The sequence below is a fragment of the Streptomyces sp. NPDC096193 genome (genome assembly GCF_040302905.1).
GTDB lineage: Bacteria > Actinomycetota > Actinomycetes > Streptomycetales > Streptomycetaceae > Streptomyces.
Genome location: NZ_JBEOSJ010000005.1, coordinates 19,184 through 34,554, shown reverse-complemented (window position 1 = coordinate 34,554; position 15,371 = coordinate 19,184). Strand labels below are relative to the sequence as shown.

Below are 15,371 nucleotides of genomic sequence, written 5' to 3'. Positions count from 1 at the left end.
TGGGCCTTTTCTCTGGAGCGGGTGACGGGAATCGAACCCGCGCTCTGAGCTTGGGAAGCTCATGTTCTACCATTAAACTACACCCGCCTCGCGGACCGTGATCGGATCCGCAGCGTCGCTCACTCTACCTCATCGCAGGCCCCCGGCGAATGACGCCGTGGGGCCCGCGTCGCTTTCGGCGGGCGGGCGTGGGCCCGGATGCGGGTGCGGGGCGCGGGAGTTGAGGCGTACCGTGGGAGCCGCCTTCCGGTCGGAGTGCCGCCTGCAGCTTCGTCCCGTACATCCCCTAATGTGGTCGTTCGTCCGCAGTCGTTGGGGAAGGGATCCGATGGACTTGATGGAGCGCACCGTCGTCCGCTGTGCCGAAGGGCATGTCTTCAGTACCTCTTCGTTCCCGATGCAGCAGCTCGGGAACACCCGGATCGGGCCCGGGCGGCTCATCCGTTGTCCGCGGTGTGCGCGGCTGCGGAGCGTCGTGCCCGTGGAGTCTGTCGAGCGGTAGGCCGCAGACAGGAGGAAGGCTGAGGACAGCCGAGGACTGCTGGGGACAGCAGAGCGCGCGGGCTGCCGGGTGCGGCTGGGTCGCGCGCTCTGCGTATCCTCGGGGAGTGCTTCTCTCAGACAAGGACATCCGGGCCGAGATCGACGCCGGGCGGGTCCGCCTCGATCCGTTCGACGAATCCATGGTGCAGCCCTCGAGCATCGATGTGCGGCTCGACCGCTACTTCCGGGTGTTCGAGAACCACCGCTACCCCCACATTGACCCCGCCGTCGAGCAGGCCGATCTGACGCGCCTGGTCGAACCGGACGGGGACGAGGCGTTCATCCTGCACCCCGGGGAGTTCGTACTGGCCTCCACATACGAGGTCATCTCGCTGCCCGACGATCTGGCCTCGCGGCTGGAGGGCAAGAGTTCCCTCGGGCGGCTCGGGCTGGTCACCCACTCGACCGCCGGGTTCATCGACCCCGGGTTCTCCGGGCACGTCACGCTGGAGCTGTCGAACCTCGCGACGCTGCCGATCAAGCTGTGGCCCGGTATGAAGATCGGCCAGCTGTGCCTGTTCCGGCTCAGCTCGTCGGCCGAATTCCCCTACGGGAGCGAGCGGTACGGCTCGCGCTACCAGGGACAGCGCGGTCCCACCGCCTCCCGGTCGTTCCAGAATTTCCATCGGACACAGGTGTGACGCATGAGTGACGTACGAGAGAACCTGACGTACGAGAAGTTCGGCGGCGCGATCCGGGAGCTGGCGCAGACGGTCGCGGACGACGGGTACGAGCCCGACGTCGTGCTGTCCATCGCCCGCGGTGGCGTCTTCGTCGCCGGCGGACTCGCGTACGCGCTCGACTGCAAGAACATCCACCTGGTCAACGTGGAGTTCTACACCGGGGTGGGCACCACCCTGGAGATGCCGGTGATGCTCGCCCCGGTGCCCAACGTGATCGACTTCTCGGACAAGAAGGTCCTGATCGCCGACGACGTCGCCGACACCGGCAAGACGCTGAAGCTGGTCCGCGATTTCTGCGTCGACCACGTTGCCGAGGTGCGCAGCGCCGTCATCTACGAGAAGTCCCACTCCCTCGTGAAGTGCGAGTACGTGTGGAAGCGGACCGATGACTGGATCAACTTCCCCTGGAGCGTCGAGAAGCCCGTCGTCCGCCGGGCCGGTCAGGTCCTCGACGCCTGAGCGGCCGACGGCACGACGACCGCCCCGACCGCCACGGAAGGAAGGGCCCCCGCCGATGCCGGCAGGGGCCCTTCCACGTGTTCTCAGCGGGTCAGATCGTGCCCAGCTTGATGATCGAGAGCAGCGCGATCAGCTGGATCGCCGACGCCCCCAGTGCCTTCGGCCAGGGCAGATCGTGCGACTTGCTCACCATCGTGGTGAACAGGGCGGCCGCCGCGAGCCAGGTCGCCCAGCCGACGATCTGGACCAGGGAGTTCTCGCCGCCGAGGAAGAGGGCGAAGACCAGGCGCGGGGCGTCCGTGATGGACATGATCAGCATGGAGAGCCCGACCGTCGGCTGCCAGGCTCCGTCGCCGCCGAGCTGGCGGGCGAGGGTGTGGGTCACCGCGCCGAGGATCAGGCCACCGATCACGAACGCGACGGCCGTGGTCAGGACGTACGGGATCGCCGTGGAGATCGTCGCGTTGATCGTCTCTTCGCGGGCCTTGTCGAAGCCGAAGATCGCGAGCATGCCGTAGAGGAACGTGACGACGATCGCCGGGCCCCAGACCGCGTAGTCGCGCATCTGGAAGAACGTCGGGCCCGGGCGCAGCACGATGCCGCTCAGCAGCTGCTTCCAGTGCAGGCGCGGACCCGCGGGGGCGGCGGGAGTGTTGCCCGCCTGGTAGGTCGCGCCGTGGCCGTACGGGTCCTCGTTGACGCTGAACGCCTGGGTGTGACCAGGGTTGTTGGCGTACGGGTCACCCTGCGGGCCGCCCTGGTGCGGGTGCTGCTGGTACGGGTCGCCGAAGTACTCCGGCTCGCCGTACGGTCCCTGGTGCTGCTGCCCGCCGCCCGCATGGGGCCACTGCGGCCGCTGCTGCTGTGCGTACGGCGGCGCCCCACGGCCTCCTCCGCCGCCGTAGGGCGGTGGTGCCTGCGGGGGTTGCTGCTGCGTGCGGTTGTCCCGGCCGCGTCCGATCCTGAATCCAGCCACGTATTCGAACGTACCCGGTCCGGCGGCGCTGGGTGGAGCGGAGCGGGATCGGGTGGGCCTTTGCTGCTGAGCTGTGACATCCCTTAAGGGAACCCCGGGGGGTCAGCCGGAAGGGCCTCGCGGGCCCGCCGAGGCGGGGCGCAGGGCGCTGCGGCGGCTGCCGTGGCGGAGCCCCGGCGTACCGCGTCCCTGTCACCAGGTCGGGGCGCTGGTCGCCGTCGCAGTCCTCCGTCCGGTCCGCCTCGCGCGGCAGCTCCGTGATTGTGGCGTCGGCGCACGGGGTGAGGAGGTGAGCGTACGGCGTTGGCAAGGGCGCGGGCCGGCGGAGCCGATGCCCGCGTCGTCGCCGGGGCCGCGCCGCCGCCGTCATTGCCACTGGTCCGGCCCCGCCCCGGCGCCCGTGGAACACCCACGAACACGAAGAAGCGGCCGGTTCTGCCCCCGAGGCAGATCCGGCCGCTTCCTTCATCCGTAGGCGCCACCAGGCACCCGTCGCGTGCCTGTCGCGTGTGCCTGTTACTTCACCGGTTCCGGCTCCGGCGCGTCCTCCGCCTCCTCGGACGCCGCCGGGTCGGCCGGGGTCCTGACCGAGTCGAGGAGGAGCTGCGCGACGTCGACGACCTGGAGGTTTTCCTTGGCCTTGCCGTCGTTCTTCTTGCCGTTAACGGAGTCGGTGAGCATGACGAGGCAGAAGGGGCAGGCGGTGGAGACGATGTCCGGGTTGAGGGACAGGGCCTCGTCGACGCGTTCGGTGTTGATGCGCTTGCCGATCCGCTCCTCCATCCACATCCGCGCGCCACCGGCGCCGCAGCAGAAGCCGCGTTCCTTGTGGCGGTGCATCTCCTGCTGGCGCAGGCCCGGGACGGCGGACATGATCTCGCGCGGCGGTGTGTAGACCTTGTTGTGGCGGCCCAGGTAGCACGGGTCGTGGTAGGTGATCAGGCCGTCGACCGGGGTCACCGGGATCAGCTTGCCCTCGTCGATGAGGTGCTGGAGCAGCTGGGTGTGGTGGATGACCTCGAACTCGCCGCCCAGCTGCGGGTACTCGTTCGCGATCGTGTTGAAGCAGTGCGGGCAGGTCGCGACGATCTTCTTGGAGGCCTTGGGCTTCTTCGTCGACGCGTCCTCGTCGTCCTCGCCGAACGCCATGTTCAGCATCGCGACGTTCTCCTGGCCGAGCTGCTGGAACAGCGGCTCGTTGCCGAGGCGGCGGGCCGAGTCACCGGTGCACTTCTCGTCGCCGCCCATGATCGCGAACGTGACGCCCGCCATGTGCAGCAGTTCCGCGAAGGCCTTGGTGGTCTTCTTGGCCCGGTCCTCCAGGGCACCGGCGCAGCCGACCCAGTACAGGTACTCGACCTCGGTGAGGTCCTCGACGTCCTGTCCGACGATCGGGACCTCGAAGTCGACCTCCTTGGTCCACTCGACGCGCTGCTTCTTGGCCAGCCCCCAGGGGTTGCCCTTCTTCTCCAGGTTCTTGAGCATCGTGCCCGCCTCGGACGGGAACGCGGACTCGATCATCACCTGGTAGCGGCGCATGTCGACGATGTGGTCGATGTGCTCGATGTCGACCGGGCACTGCTCCACGCACGCGCCGCAGGTGGTGCAGGACCACAGCACGTCCGGGTCGATGACGCCGTTCTCCTCGAGCGTGCCGATCAGCGGCCGCTCGGCCTCCGCGAGGGCGGCCGCGGGAACGTCCTTCAGCTGCTCCTCGGAGGCCTTCTCCTCGCCCTCCATCGTCTTGCCGCCGCCGGCCAGCAGGTAGGGCGCCTTGGCGTGCGCGTGGTCGCGCAGCGACATGATGAGCAGCTTCGGGGAGAGCGGCTTTCCGGTGTTCCAGGCGGGGCACTGGGACTGGCAGCGGCCGCACTCGGTGCAGGTGGAGAAGTCGAGGATGCCCTTCCAGGAGAACTGCTCGACCTGGGAGACGCCGAAGACGTCGTCCTCGCCCGGGTCCTCGAAGTCGATCTCCTTGCCGCCGCTCGTCATCGGCTGGAGCGCGCCGAGGGCGGTGGAGCCGTCGGCGTTCCGCTTGAACCAGATGTTCGGGAAGCCGAGGAAGCGGTGCCAGGCGACACCCATGTTGGTGTTGAGCGAGACCGTGATCATCCAGATCAGCGAGGTGCCGATCTTGATCATCGCGGTGAAGTAGATCAGCGTCTGGAGCGTGGAGACGCTCAGCCCCTCGAAGGCCACGACCAGCGGATACGAGACGAAGTACGCGGCCTCGTAGTGCTCCACGTGGTGGATCGCGCCCTCCAGTCCCCGCAGGACGAGGATGGCGAGACCGATGGTGAGGATGACGTACTCGACGAAGTAGGCCTGCCAGGCCTTCGAGCCGGCGAAGCGGGACTTGCGGCCCGCCCGGGAGGGCAGGTTGAGCAGCCGGATCGCCATCAGGACGACGATGCCGACGACCGTCATCAGACCGATGAACTCGATGTACATCTCGAACGGCAGGAAGCCGCCCAGGATCGGCAGGACCCAGTCGGCCTCGAAGAGCTGCCCGTACGCCTGCGCCAGCGTGGGCGGCAGGGTGAGGAAGCCGATGGCGACGAACCAGTGGGCGAAGCCCACGATCCCCCACCGGTTCATACGGGTATGGCCGAGGAACTCCTTGACCAGGGTGATCGTGCGCTGCTTGGGGTCGTCGGTCCGGCTGCCCGCAGGCACGGGCTGGCCGAGCTTCACGAACCGGTAGATCTGCGCGACGGCTCGGGCGATGAGCGCAACGCCGACCACGGTCAGAACCAACGACACGATGATCGCGGCGAGTTGCATGAGGGGGCTCCTCGGGCCTGCGAGGGTGGGAAACTATCCAGCACTACTAAGCGGTAACTTATCCAGTCCGTGCTGAGAGTACCCACTTATTCCGCCGCACTGTAGCTGGGCGGTCGGTGATCTGTGTCGCTCAGGCATGCCTCACCGGGACGCGCGGGCGGCGTCCGACGAGGGCGGCGGGCAGGGTACGGACCATGATCGCCAGGTCGAGTCCCAGCCAGTGCTGTTCGACGTAGTGGAGGTCGAGTACGGCCTTCTCCTCCCAGGGCATCTCCGAGCGGCCGCTGACCTGCCAGAGGCCGGTGAGGCCGGGGCGCACCCCGAGGCGGGTGCGGAGTCCGCCGATGGCGGAGTCCGCGTCCTCGGGGCGCAGTGGACGGGGGCCCACCAGCGACATCTCTCCCCGGACGACATTGATCAGCTGCGGCAGCTCGTCGAGGAAGTGGCGGCGCAGCACGCGACCGGTGCGGGTGCCCGGGGAGGCGCGGAAGGCGAGTATGCCGAAGGAGCGGCCGGCCAGGCCGATGCGCCGGCGCCGGACGAGGGCCGCCCGCCGTGAGGTGAGGGCGACCGCGACGGCGATGACGACCATCAGCGGGGTCAGAAGAACGAGCAGCAGCAGGCCGCCCGTCATGTCCATCAGGCGTTTGGCGGACACACGCCTGACAGGCGTCGACCGCTCGACCGACATCATGGGCGCACACCCTTCCTTCGCTGTTGACTGGCCTTGACCGTATTTTTGCGCGTTTGGCGGTATTGCGGCTACGACTCTGGCAGACGAACGCCCTTCGGTCGCTGCGCCACGCGTGTGAGGCCGTCCGGCCGGGCATGCGGCACTGGTCGCGGCGAAGTATGCATATAAGAGCCGGATAAAAGTTGAGTGGGGTCGACTCAGGTCTGTTGACTACGGAGACCGGGTCATGCATCCTTGAGCCAGATCTACTCAAGTCTGCTGGAGGAATTGACATGGCACGTGCGGTCGGCATCGACCTGGGCACGACTAACTCCGTCGTCAGCGTTCTGGAGGGCGGCGAGCCCACCGTCATCACCAACGCCGAGGGTGCCAGGACCACGCCGTCCGTCGTCGCCTTCGCGAAGAACGGTGAGGTGCTGGTCGGCGAGGTGGCCAAGCGCCAGGCGGTCACCAACGTCGACAGGACCATCCGGTCGGTCAAGCGCCACATGGGCACCGACTGGAAGATCGAGCTCGACGGGAAGAACTTCAACCCGCAGCAGATGAGCGCCTTCATCCTGCAGAAGCTGAAGCGCGACGCGGAGTCCTACCTCGGCGAGAAGGTCACCGACGCGGTGATCACCGTCCCGGCGTACTTCAACGACTCCGAGCGCCAGGCGACGAAGGAGGCCGGCGAGATCGCCGGTCTGAACGTGCTGCGCATCGTCAACGAGCCCACCGCGGCCGCCCTGGCGTACGGCCTCGACAAGGACGACCAGACCATCCTGGTCTTCGACCTCGGTGGCGGCACCTTCGACGTCTCGCTGCTGGAGATCGGCGACGGTGTCGTCGAGGTGAAGGCGACCAACGGTGACAACCACCTCGGTGGTGACGACTGGGACCAGCGCGTCGTCGACTATCTGGTGAAGCAGTTCGCCAACGGTCACGGCGTGGACCTCGGCAAGGACAAGATGGCTCTCCAGCGTCTCCGCGAGGCCGCGGAGAAGGCGAAGATCGAGCTGTCGTCCTCGACCGAGACGACGATCAACCTCCCCTACATCACGGCGTCGGCCGAGGGCCCGCTGCACCTGGACGAGAAGCTGACGCGCGCTCAGTTCCAGCAGCTGACCGCCGACCTGCTGGAGCGCTGCAAGACGCCGTTCCACAACGTCATCAAGGACGCGGGCATCCAGCTCTCCGAGATCGACCACGTCGTTCTCGTCGGTGGCTCGACCCGTATGCCCGCCGTCGCCGAGCTCGTCAAGGAGCTCACCGGCGGCAAGGACGCCAACAAGGGCGTGAACCCGGACGAGGTCGTCGCCATCGGCGCCGCGCTCCAGGCCGGTGTCCTCAAGGGTGAGGTCAAGGACGTCCTGCTCCTCGACGTGACCCCGCTGTCCCTCGGTATCGAGACCAAGGGCGGCATCATGACCAAGCTCATCGAGCGCAACACCACGATCCCGACCAAGCGGTCCGAGATCTTCACGACGGCCGAGGACAACCAGCCGTCGGTGCAGATCCAGGTCTACCAGGGCGAGCGCGAGATCGCGGCGTACAACAAGAAGCTCGGGATGTTCGAGCTGACCGGTCTGCCGCCGGCCCCGCGCGGGGTCCCGCAGATCGAGGTCGCCTTCGACATCGACGCCAACGGCATCATGCACGTGACCGCGAAGGACCTGGGCACGGGCAAGGAGCAGAAGATGACCGTCACCGGCGGCTCCTCGCTGCCGAAGGACGAGGTCGACCGGATGCGCCAGGAGGCCGAGCAGTACGCGGACGAGGACCACCGTCGCCGTGAGGCCGCCGAGTCCCGCAACCAGGGCGAGCAGCTCGTCTACCAGACCGAGAAGTTCCTCAAGGACAACGAGGACAAGGTCCCGGGCGATGTGAAGACCGAGGTCGAGGAAGCGCTCGGCGAGCTGAAGGAGAAGCTCAAGGGCGAGGACACGGCCGAGATCCGCACCGCGACCGAGAAGGTCGCCGCCGTCTCGCAGAAGCTGGGCCAGGCCATGTACGCCGACGCCCAGGCCGGCCAGGCCGCCGGTGGCGACGAGGGCGCGCAGGCCGGCGGCGCGGGTCAGTCCGCCGACGCCGCCGATGACGTCGTGGACGCCGAGATCGTCGACGACGAGAAGGACTCCGGTCGTCAGGGTGGTGCCGCGTGACGGAGGAGACTCCGGGGTTCGACGAGCACGAGGAGAACCCCTCCGTCCCCTCCGGCGCGACACCTGACGACGCCGCCGAGCCCGCCGAGCCCTCCGAGAAGGAGGGCCCGGCGGCCCCGGCAGGGGACGCAGCAAAGATTGCCGCCCTGACGGCTCAGCTGGACCAGGTCCGTACGGCCGCCAACGAGCGCACGGCCGACCTCCAGCGGCTCCAGGCCGAGTACCAGAACTACCGCCGTCGTGTGGAGCGCGACCGGATCACGGTCAAGGAGATCGCTACGGCGACTCTCCTGACCGAGCTCCTGCCCGTGCTCGACGACATCGGCCGCGCCCGTGAACACGGGGAACTCGTGGGCGGGTTCAAGTCGGTCGCCGAGTCTCTCGAGACGGCGGCCGCCAAGATGGGCCTGCAGCAGTTCGGCAAGGAGGGCGAGCCCTTCGACCCGACGATCCACGAGGCGCTGATGCACAGTTACGCACCGGACGTCACCGAGACCACGTGCGTCGCGGTGCTGCAGCCGGGGTATCGCATCGGCGAGCGGACCATCCGCCCCGCGCGGGTCGCGGTGGCCGAGCCCCAGCCGGGCGCGGCCCCGAAGGAAGAGACGGCGAACGACGAGGAGAGCGGTGGCCCGGACGAGGGCTGACGCAATGATCGTCCGAGAGGAGGGACGTCGATGAGCACGAAGGACTTCGTCGAGAAGGACTACTACAAGGTTCTCGGCGTCCCCAAGGACGCCACCGAGGCCGAGATCAAGAAGGCGTACCGGAAGCTCGCCCGCGAGTTCCACCCGGACGCCAACAAGGGCGACGCCAAGGCGGAGGAGCGCTTCAAGGAGATCTCCGAGGCCAACGACGTGCTCGGCGACCCCAAGCGGCGCAAGGAGTACGACGAGGCGCGCGCCCTCTTCGGCAACGGCGGCTTCAGGGCCGGGCCTGGTGCCGCCGGCGGCAGTTTCAACTTCGACCTGGGCGACCTCTTCGGGGGCGCCCAGGGCGGGCCGCAGGGCGGCGGTGCCGGTGGCTTCGGCGGCGGGCTCGGCGATGTCTTCGGCGGGCTGTTCAACCGCGGCGCCGGCACCGGCGCGGGTACGCGGACGCAGCCCCGCCGCGGCCAGGACATCGAGTCCGAGGTGACGCTCAGCTTCACCGAGGCGGTGGACGGGGCCACGGTCCCGCTGCGGATGTCCAGTTCGGCGGCGTGCAAGGCGTGTGCGGGCACCGGCGACAAGAACGGAACACCCCGGGTGTGCCCGACCTGCGTCGGCACCGGACAGGTCTCGCGCGGCGGCAGCGGCTCGTTCTCGCTGACCGACCCGTGCGTGGACTGCAAGGGCCGGGGGCTCATCGCCCAGGACCCCTGCGAGGTCTGCAAGGGCAGCGGGCGCGCCCGCTCCTCGCGCACCATGCAGGTCAGGATCCCCGCGGGCGTCTCCGACAGCCAGCGGATCCGGCTGCGCGGCAAGGGCGCCCCGGGTGAACGGGGCGGCCCCGCAGGCGACTTGTACGTGGTCGTGCACGTCGACGCCCATCCCGTCTTCGGCCGCAAGGGCGACAACCTCACGGTCACCGTGCCCGTCACCTACACGGAGGCGGCGCTCGGCGGCGAGGTGAAGGTGCCGACCCTGGGCGGCCCGCCGGTCACGCTGAAACTGCCCGCGGGGACCCCCAACGGCCGTACGATGCGGGCCCGTGGCAAGGGAGCCGTCCGCAAGGACGGCACCCGCGGTGATCTGCTGGTCACCGTCGAGGTCGCGGTCCCCAAGGAGTTGAGCGACAAGGCGAAGGAAGCGCTGGAGGCCTACCGCGAAGCCACCGCGGAAGAGGACCCGCGGGCCGAGCTGTTCCAGGCCGCGAAGGGAGCATGAGATGGATGGCCGGAGCGGACGCAGCCGGAACCCTTATCAGCTGACCGACGAGTCACCGGTATACGTGATCTCGGTGGCGGCCCAGCTGTCCGGCCTGCACCCTCAGACCCTGCGTCAGTACGACCGTCTCGGTCTGGTCTCTCCCGACAGAACCCCCGGCCGGGGCAGGCGTTACTCGGCACGCGACATCGAACTGCTGCGCACCGTCCAGCAGTTGTCGCAGGACGAGGGCATCAATCTGGCCGGTATCAAGCGCATCATCGAACTGGAGAACCAGGTCGCGGCGCTCCAGTCCCGCGTCGCCGAGCTGGCTTCGGCGGTCGAGGGCGCGGCAGCGGCCATGCAGCAGCGTGAGGCCCAGGTGCACGCCTCGTACCGGCGCGATCTCGTGCCGTACCAGGATGTGCAGCAGGCGAGCGCACTGGTGGTGTGGCGGCCCAAGCGGACCTCCGAGTAGGGCCGTTCGGCCCAGGCTTTCAGCAGGACACCCGGCGGGGCCGGAGAGCGACATGCTCTCCGGCCCCGCCGTCGTGCTGTCCCCTGGCAGATAGCTGACTCCCCGGTGCAGCAAGCCGACAGCGATCTCGGTGGAGGACGTCCGGACCCGCTGGCAGGCTGGAACTCGCCGGTCGCCGGAGCACCCAGACAGCCGCGCTCGGGAACATCTCCGGAGCGCCCCGAACTCCCCTGCTAAGGAAGGGCCGTGGCCACCGCGTCGATCGCCATCATCCACATCGGCTGCGCGCCCGTGCCGAAGGCCGCCGCCAGGGCGTAGCCCACCGCCGCGTCCAGCGGCTCGATCTCCGCGTCCTCGCGCCACTCCGCTATTACGCGGCCGCCGCCGTCCGAGGAGAAGTCGCCGATGTGCCGGCCGTCGCGGACGAGACGGCTGCTCGGGACGGAGTCCGGGACCAGACGGTACGACGTACCCGCGTGGTCGACGTCCACGGCGTACGAGCGCCGGGTCAGGCGCCCCTTCGACGGGGTCATTTTCGCCGGGGTCCCGTCGATGCGCAGGGCCAGCTGCTCCGGATCGCGGGTGCCGATCGCGATGTGGTCGTCCTTCTCCGAGTCCGGCGCGCGGTCGAGGGTGATCCGGGGGATCCCGTCGCCCTCGACGAGCAGGGACTCCTGGCCCTCCAGCCGGATGCGCAGCTCTCCGAAGCGGTCGTCCTGGACCGGGGCGGGTGTGGGGGCGGTGTCGTTCATGGGGGTCTTCCGGTCCTTCAGTGTGGTCAGAACTGACGGTGCACAACGGTGTGTTGTGGTGGCGCTCAGTGGGATGCGGCCGGCTGGGTCGCGGTGAGGTCCCGGTTGAGATCATTCCTTGCCGGCAGGTCCTGGTGCAGCCCGTGGTCGCGAACCCGGCCGCCCTCGAAGGGGATCAGCTGGTCGGCGGAGGTCACGGTGGACAGCCGGTGTGCGATGAGCAGCACCGCGCAGTTCTCCGTAGCCTGTTCGACGGTCTTGCGCAGGGCCGTCCCGCTCAGGCCGTCCGGATGCGCGGTGACCTCGTCGAGGAGAAGCACCTGGGGCAGGCGCAGCAACGCGCGGGCAATGGCGAGGCGTTGGCGTTCGCCGCCCGACAGGGCGAGGCCCCGGGAGCCGATGGTGGTGTCGAGCCCGTCGGGCAGGCCCGCGACGAATCCGTCCAGGAGCGTCTTGCGCAGCACGTCCGCGGTGTCCCTCTCGCTCGCGTCGGGCGCGGAGTACAGGAGCGCTCGGCACCTCCGTGCTGCCGCTGCGGCATCCGTACGAGGCCGCGTTGCAGGCCCGTTCCCTCGCCCTGCTCACCGGCGAACCGGTGGTGGCGGGATACGGGATCGGCAATCCGGGCTTCGTGGCCGGGCTCACCGGCAGCCCGTACGCCAGTCCCCGCACGGCGGTGCACGACTATCTGACCTCGGTGCGGGCCCTGCTCGACGGCGACCGGGTCGAGCACGACGGGCCCTATCACCGGCTCCACGGCGAACTGTTGCCGCTCGGCCGTGCCCGCGTGGAGATCGGTGCCGGAGTGCTGCGGCCGGGCATGGCACGTACCGCCGGTGCCGTGGCCGATGTGGCCATCACCTGGATGACCCCTCCGCGCTACATCGAGGGAGTGCCGGCCCCCGCGCTGACCGAGGGTGCCACAGCCCGCCAGGGAGCCGCTGAGGGGCCCGTACGGCCCCGGATCGCGACCGCCGTCCATGTGGCCGTGGCCCGCCCCGGCCCGGACCCCGCCGGATCCCGCTCGCCGCGGTCGGCGAACACCTCAGGGCGCCGCACTACGCCGCGATGTTGAGCCGCGCGGGCGTCGCCGTCGACCCGCACGACCCGGCGGCGAGCGCGGCCGCGCTCCTGGACCACCAAGTCGTCGTCACCGGCAGCCCGCGGAGATCGCCGAGGCGCTCGCCGGTTACCGGGCCGCCGGGGTGGACGAGGTGATGCTCAACCCGGCGGGTGTGCTGCTGACCGAGGGAGTGCCCGCGGCCGTCGCCGATCTGGAGGAGATCGTCACCGCCTGCCGCGAGCACGTACCCGCCTGACCTGTCGGCCGCGGCCTGCCGCGAGCACGTACCCGCCTGACCTGTCGGCCGCGGCCTGCCGCGAGCACGTACCCGCCTGACCTGTCGGCCGCGGCCTGCCGCCAGCACGCACCCGTCTGGCGCGTCGGCCGCCGCCCGGCGCCCCGCGCCCGCCGCCCGGCGCGAGCTCGTACCCGCCCGACACACGTCGCCGCCGCGCGCGGCCATGCACACATCCGGCACACCGTGCGTCGCCCCGGGCCCCGGGGCGACGGATTCCGGTCGTCTGTGCGCCGCCCCCGAACGCGTCAGCGGCTGACGGGAATCGCCTCCGCGTCCTGCTCCAGAATCCCCGACCGGGCGATGAGATAGCCCAGTTGAGCGCGGCTGCCGCTGCCGAGCGACGAGCCCAGCTTGGCGATATGGGCCCGGCAGGTCCGCACGTTCATCCCGAGACGCCGCGCGATCGCCTCGTCCACATGGCCTTCGACCAGCAGTTTCGCGATGGAACGCTGTACGCCGGTGATGCCGTCGACGACGGGTCCGTACGAGATCGGCTCCTCCCACGGGATGCCGTGCAGCCAGAACTGCTCGAAGACACCGACGAGATACTCGACGATCCCCTTGTGCCGCAGCTCCAGCGCGGACAGCCGGTCGCTGCTCGCGGGGATGAACGCGACTTTGCGGTCGATGATGATCAACCGCTCGATGATCTCCTCCAGGGTCCGCACCTCCACGCCGGCCGGCGCGACCGCCTCCATGTAGGCGAGCGTGGCGGGGTGGTGGCGGGCGGTGTGCTGGTAGAGCGTGCGCATCCGTACGCCCCGCTCGATCAGCGGTTCCACCCTGCGCAGGGCCTTCTCCAGGACATGCGGTTGCCGCCCGCTGCCGGGCTGGACCGTGAGAAGCTCCTCGGTGCAGTCTGCGGTGACTTGGTCGAGGGTTGTGTTGATCCGGTTGAGGCCTTCGAGGACCGTGATCCCCTGTGGGACGGTGGAGTTCTGAGCGGTGAACGCCATGAATGGCTCAAGAGCATCGGTCAGAGCGACAGTTCGGCGTCTGCGCTCTTGGATCTCCCGCTCGATGGGGTGTATCAGCTGTGTCAGCGCAGTGGTCGGCGGAACCGGCCGGAGCCACTGGGCGTCGTCGGGATCCGGGTGCAGCAGGGCGAGATCGTAGAGGCACGGTGTGGCCGCTGCCTCTGACCGGGCTATACGCCCGGTACGCAGAGCGGTGATGTACAGACTTTTCCCCGCTTCGCACAGCTCACCGTCTGCGTGAGAGTGTCCGGGTTCGCCCTCGTTTGCTGTCATACGCACCCCCTCAGGCTCCTGCAATACAGGAACATGATGCCTGCCGTCGCTGGTGCAAGCGTTCGGAGTGAGACATCGTCTTATTCGCGGGGGAGGAGGAATGATCAAAAGAGGTGGAGATCACCCATGTCTAGGACGCTACGTGCTCTTTGTGCTTTTGCCCTAGCGGCGGCCGCGCTAGGCGCGGTGGCTTCCGGCGAGACCTCCTGGAGCGGCACTTCCCCCGACACGGTGGCGACGGCGCAGGCCGCCTCCGTGCCCACGGGTCAAGTGGCGGGCATTCCGCCAGAGCCGTCCTGGGGTGCCTCGGCGCCCGCGAAGGTCGCAGGCGACCTTGGCGAGCCTTCCTGGGGAGTCGTCCCTCCGACCAGCACAGAAGCATGACGGTTCCCCCGGACGACCGGGTCTTCCGGCGCGAGATGGCCACGGCCTATCGATCGGGGTGGCATTTCATCGATCTCGTCACGGCAATCCCCCACCGTGGCGACTCGTTGATGGTCACCCTGTTCGGAGAGCCGATCGTCGTGGCGCGCGAGGAGGACGAGGACGTCCGTGCCTACCGGTGCCTTCGCCGGCCCCGTGGAGCGCCGCAGCCCGTTCGCTGCGCCATCCGCTACGGCATGATTTTTGTCAATCTCGACCAGCGAGACCATCAGATGGTCGAGCCCGACACCACCACTGCCACCCCCCGCAGTGCCTGAGCGATTCCCCCGTCGTTGTAGATCGCTCGGGTGCTTCCCCCACACAGCGGCGCCATCGTGGACCTGAAACACGATGGCGCCGCTGTGCATTTCCCGTACTGCTCCGCGGCGTTCCCCCCACGCCTGCGCGCCGCGGCCTTCCCCCCGCCCTTGCGCATCGCGGCGTTTCCCCCGCTCCTGCGCGCCGCGGCGCCTCCGGCCGGCCGGCGCTCCGGTCAGGCTTTGCCGAGTGCCCGCTCCACGGCGATCTCGATGAGCACCCGGTCCGGGTTGGGCTTCGGCATCCGCCCGTAGCGCTCCGCGTAGCGCCGCACCGCGTCCTCGACCGCGTCGGGCTCCGTGCGCACCCTCGCCCTGCCCTCCAGCGTCGCCCACCGCCTGCGGTCGACCTGGCAGACGGCCACCCGGGCGCCCCGCCCCTCCGCGAGCTCCGCCTCTCCGTCTGCGTCTGCGTCTGCGGACGCCAGCACGTGGGCCACCTTGCGCGTGTGCCGGTTGGCGATCACCCGGGCGGTCCCCGTCCGCGGGTCGAAGGTCACCCCCACCGGCACGACGTGCGGGCTGCCGTCCGGCCGCAGGGTCGTGAGGGTGCAGAGATGGTGTTCACGCCAGAACGCGAGGTACTCGGCACTGAGATGGGATACGTCTGTGGCCATGGCCCCAGGCTAGGTGGACGGCCCGAGGCCGGGGTGGGCCGGA

General features: G+C 69.2%; 14 protein-coding genes, 1 tRNA gene and 1 pseudogene. 8 read left to right on the top strand and 8 right to left on the bottom strand.

Annotated features, from left to right (window positions below; translation table 11 throughout):
* Window positions 1-13: 13 nt before the first annotated feature.
* Window positions 14-87 (bottom strand) — tRNA-Gly (locus tag ABTX78_RS10115).
* Window positions 88-608: 521 nt separating this feature from the next.
* Between ABTX78_RS10115 and dcd the strand changes: the two genes are divergently transcribed.
* Window positions 609-1,184, top strand: coding sequence for a dCTP deaminase (gene dcd / locus ABTX78_RS10110; RefSeq protein WP_313945125.1), 576 nt, complete (start codon window positions 609-611; stop codon window positions 1,182-1,184).
* Window positions 1,185-1,187: 3 nt separating this feature from the next.
* The gene (locus ABTX78_RS10105) at window positions 1,188-1,685 is read left to right on the top strand and encodes a phosphoribosyltransferase (RefSeq protein WP_352206337.1); all 498 of its coding nucleotides are present in this window, start codon (window positions 1,188-1,190) and stop codon (window positions 1,683-1,685) included.
* A gap of 91 nt (window positions 1,686-1,776) precedes the next feature.
* Here ABTX78_RS10105 and ABTX78_RS10100 read toward each other — a convergent pair whose 3' ends face one another.
* The 3 genes from ABTX78_RS10100 to ABTX78_RS10090 form a co-directional block, all read right to left on the bottom strand.
* Window positions 1,777-2,661: a Yip1 family protein gene (locus tag ABTX78_RS10100; RefSeq protein WP_352206336.1), complete on the bottom strand. Its 885-nt coding sequence runs from the start codon at window positions 2,659-2,661 to the stop codon at window positions 1,777-1,779.
* Between the two features lie 516 nt (window positions 2,662-3,177).
* The gene (locus tag ABTX78_RS10095) at window positions 3,178-5,445 is read right to left on the bottom strand and encodes a heterodisulfide reductase-related iron-sulfur binding cluster (RefSeq protein ID WP_352206335.1); all 2,268 of its coding nucleotides are present in this window, start codon (window positions 5,443-5,445) and stop codon (window positions 3,178-3,180) included.
* Window positions 5,446-5,575: 130 nt separating this feature from the next.
* Window positions 5,576-6,103 (bottom strand): sugar transferase, encoded by a 528-nt coding sequence (locus tag ABTX78_RS10090; RefSeq protein WP_352206334.1) that lies wholly within the window; start codon window positions 6,101-6,103, stop codon window positions 5,576-5,578.
* A gap of 308 nt (window positions 6,104-6,411) precedes the next feature.
* Here ABTX78_RS10090 and dnaK point away from each other — a divergent pair, with 308 nt between their 5' ends.
* Genes dnaK through ABTX78_RS10070 form a run of 4 tightly spaced genes read left to right on the top strand, consistent with a single transcriptional unit; the run spans window position 6,412 to window position 10,608 of the window.
* Window positions 6,412-8,283: a molecular chaperone DnaK gene (gene dnaK, locus ABTX78_RS10085; RefSeq protein ID WP_352206333.1), complete on the top strand. Its 1,872-nt coding sequence runs from the start codon at window positions 6,412-6,414 to the stop codon at window positions 8,281-8,283.
* Window positions 8,280-8,930: a nucleotide exchange factor GrpE gene (gene grpE / locus ABTX78_RS10080; protein WP_352206332.1), complete on the top strand. Its 651-nt coding sequence runs from the start codon at window positions 8,280-8,282 to the stop codon at window positions 8,928-8,930. The genes dnaK and grpE overlap by 4 nt, the downstream gene beginning before the upstream one ends.
* Window positions 8,931-8,960: 30 nt before the next feature.
* Window positions 8,961-10,151, top strand: coding sequence for a molecular chaperone DnaJ (gene dnaJ / locus ABTX78_RS10075; RefSeq protein ID WP_352206331.1), 1,191 nt, complete (start codon window positions 8,961-8,963; stop codon window positions 10,149-10,151).
* A 1-nt stretch (window position 10,152) separates the two neighbouring features.
* Window positions 10,153-10,608, top strand: a complete 456-nt coding sequence (locus tag ABTX78_RS10070) for a heat shock protein transcriptional repressor HspR (protein ID WP_313945117.1) — start codon at window positions 10,153-10,155, stop codon at window positions 10,606-10,608.
* A gap of 233 nt (window positions 10,609-10,841) precedes the next feature.
* Here ABTX78_RS10070 and ABTX78_RS10065 read toward each other — a convergent pair whose 3' ends face one another.
* Both ABTX78_RS10065 and ABTX78_RS10060 read right to left on the bottom strand, forming a co-directional pair.
* Window positions 10,842-11,360, bottom strand: coding sequence for a hypothetical protein (locus ABTX78_RS10065; RefSeq protein WP_352206330.1), 519 nt, complete (start codon window positions 11,358-11,360; stop codon window positions 10,842-10,844).
* 65 nt (window positions 11,361-11,425) lie between these two features.
* Window positions 11,426-11,824: an ATP-binding cassette domain-containing protein gene (locus ABTX78_RS10060; protein WP_352206329.1), complete on the bottom strand. Its 399-nt coding sequence runs from the start codon at window positions 11,822-11,824 to the stop codon at window positions 11,426-11,428.
* 44 nt (window positions 11,825-11,868) lie between these two features.
* On the opposite strand from ABTX78_RS10060, the pseudogene lxmJ reads away from it, so the two are divergent.
* Window positions 11,869-12,679 (top strand): annotated as a pseudogene (lxmJ, locus tag ABTX78_RS10055) (F420-dependent peptide dehydroalanine reductase LxmJ); the annotation flags it as partial.
* A 287-nt stretch (window positions 12,680-12,966) separates the two neighbouring features.
* Here lxmJ and ABTX78_RS10050 read toward each other — a convergent pair.
* Window positions 12,967-13,971: a helix-turn-helix transcriptional regulator gene (locus ABTX78_RS10050; protein WP_352206328.1), complete on the bottom strand. Its 1,005-nt coding sequence runs from the start codon at window positions 13,969-13,971 to the stop codon at window positions 12,967-12,969.
* Between the two features lie 380 nt (window positions 13,972-14,351).
* Here ABTX78_RS10050 and ABTX78_RS10045 point away from each other — a divergent pair, with 380 nt between their 5' ends.
* On the top strand, window positions 14,352-14,672 hold the full coding sequence (locus ABTX78_RS10045; protein ID WP_190120959.1) for a Rieske (2Fe-2S) protein: 321 nt from the start codon (window positions 14,352-14,354) through the stop codon (window positions 14,670-14,672).
* 215 nt (window positions 14,673-14,887) lie between these two features.
* Here ABTX78_RS10045 and ABTX78_RS10040 read toward each other — a convergent pair whose 3' ends face one another.
* Window positions 14,888-15,328, bottom strand: a complete 441-nt coding sequence (locus tag ABTX78_RS10040) for a pyridoxamine 5'-phosphate oxidase family protein (RefSeq protein WP_352206327.1) — start codon at window positions 15,326-15,328, stop codon at window positions 14,888-14,890.
* Window positions 15,329-15,371: the final 43 nt, after the last annotated feature.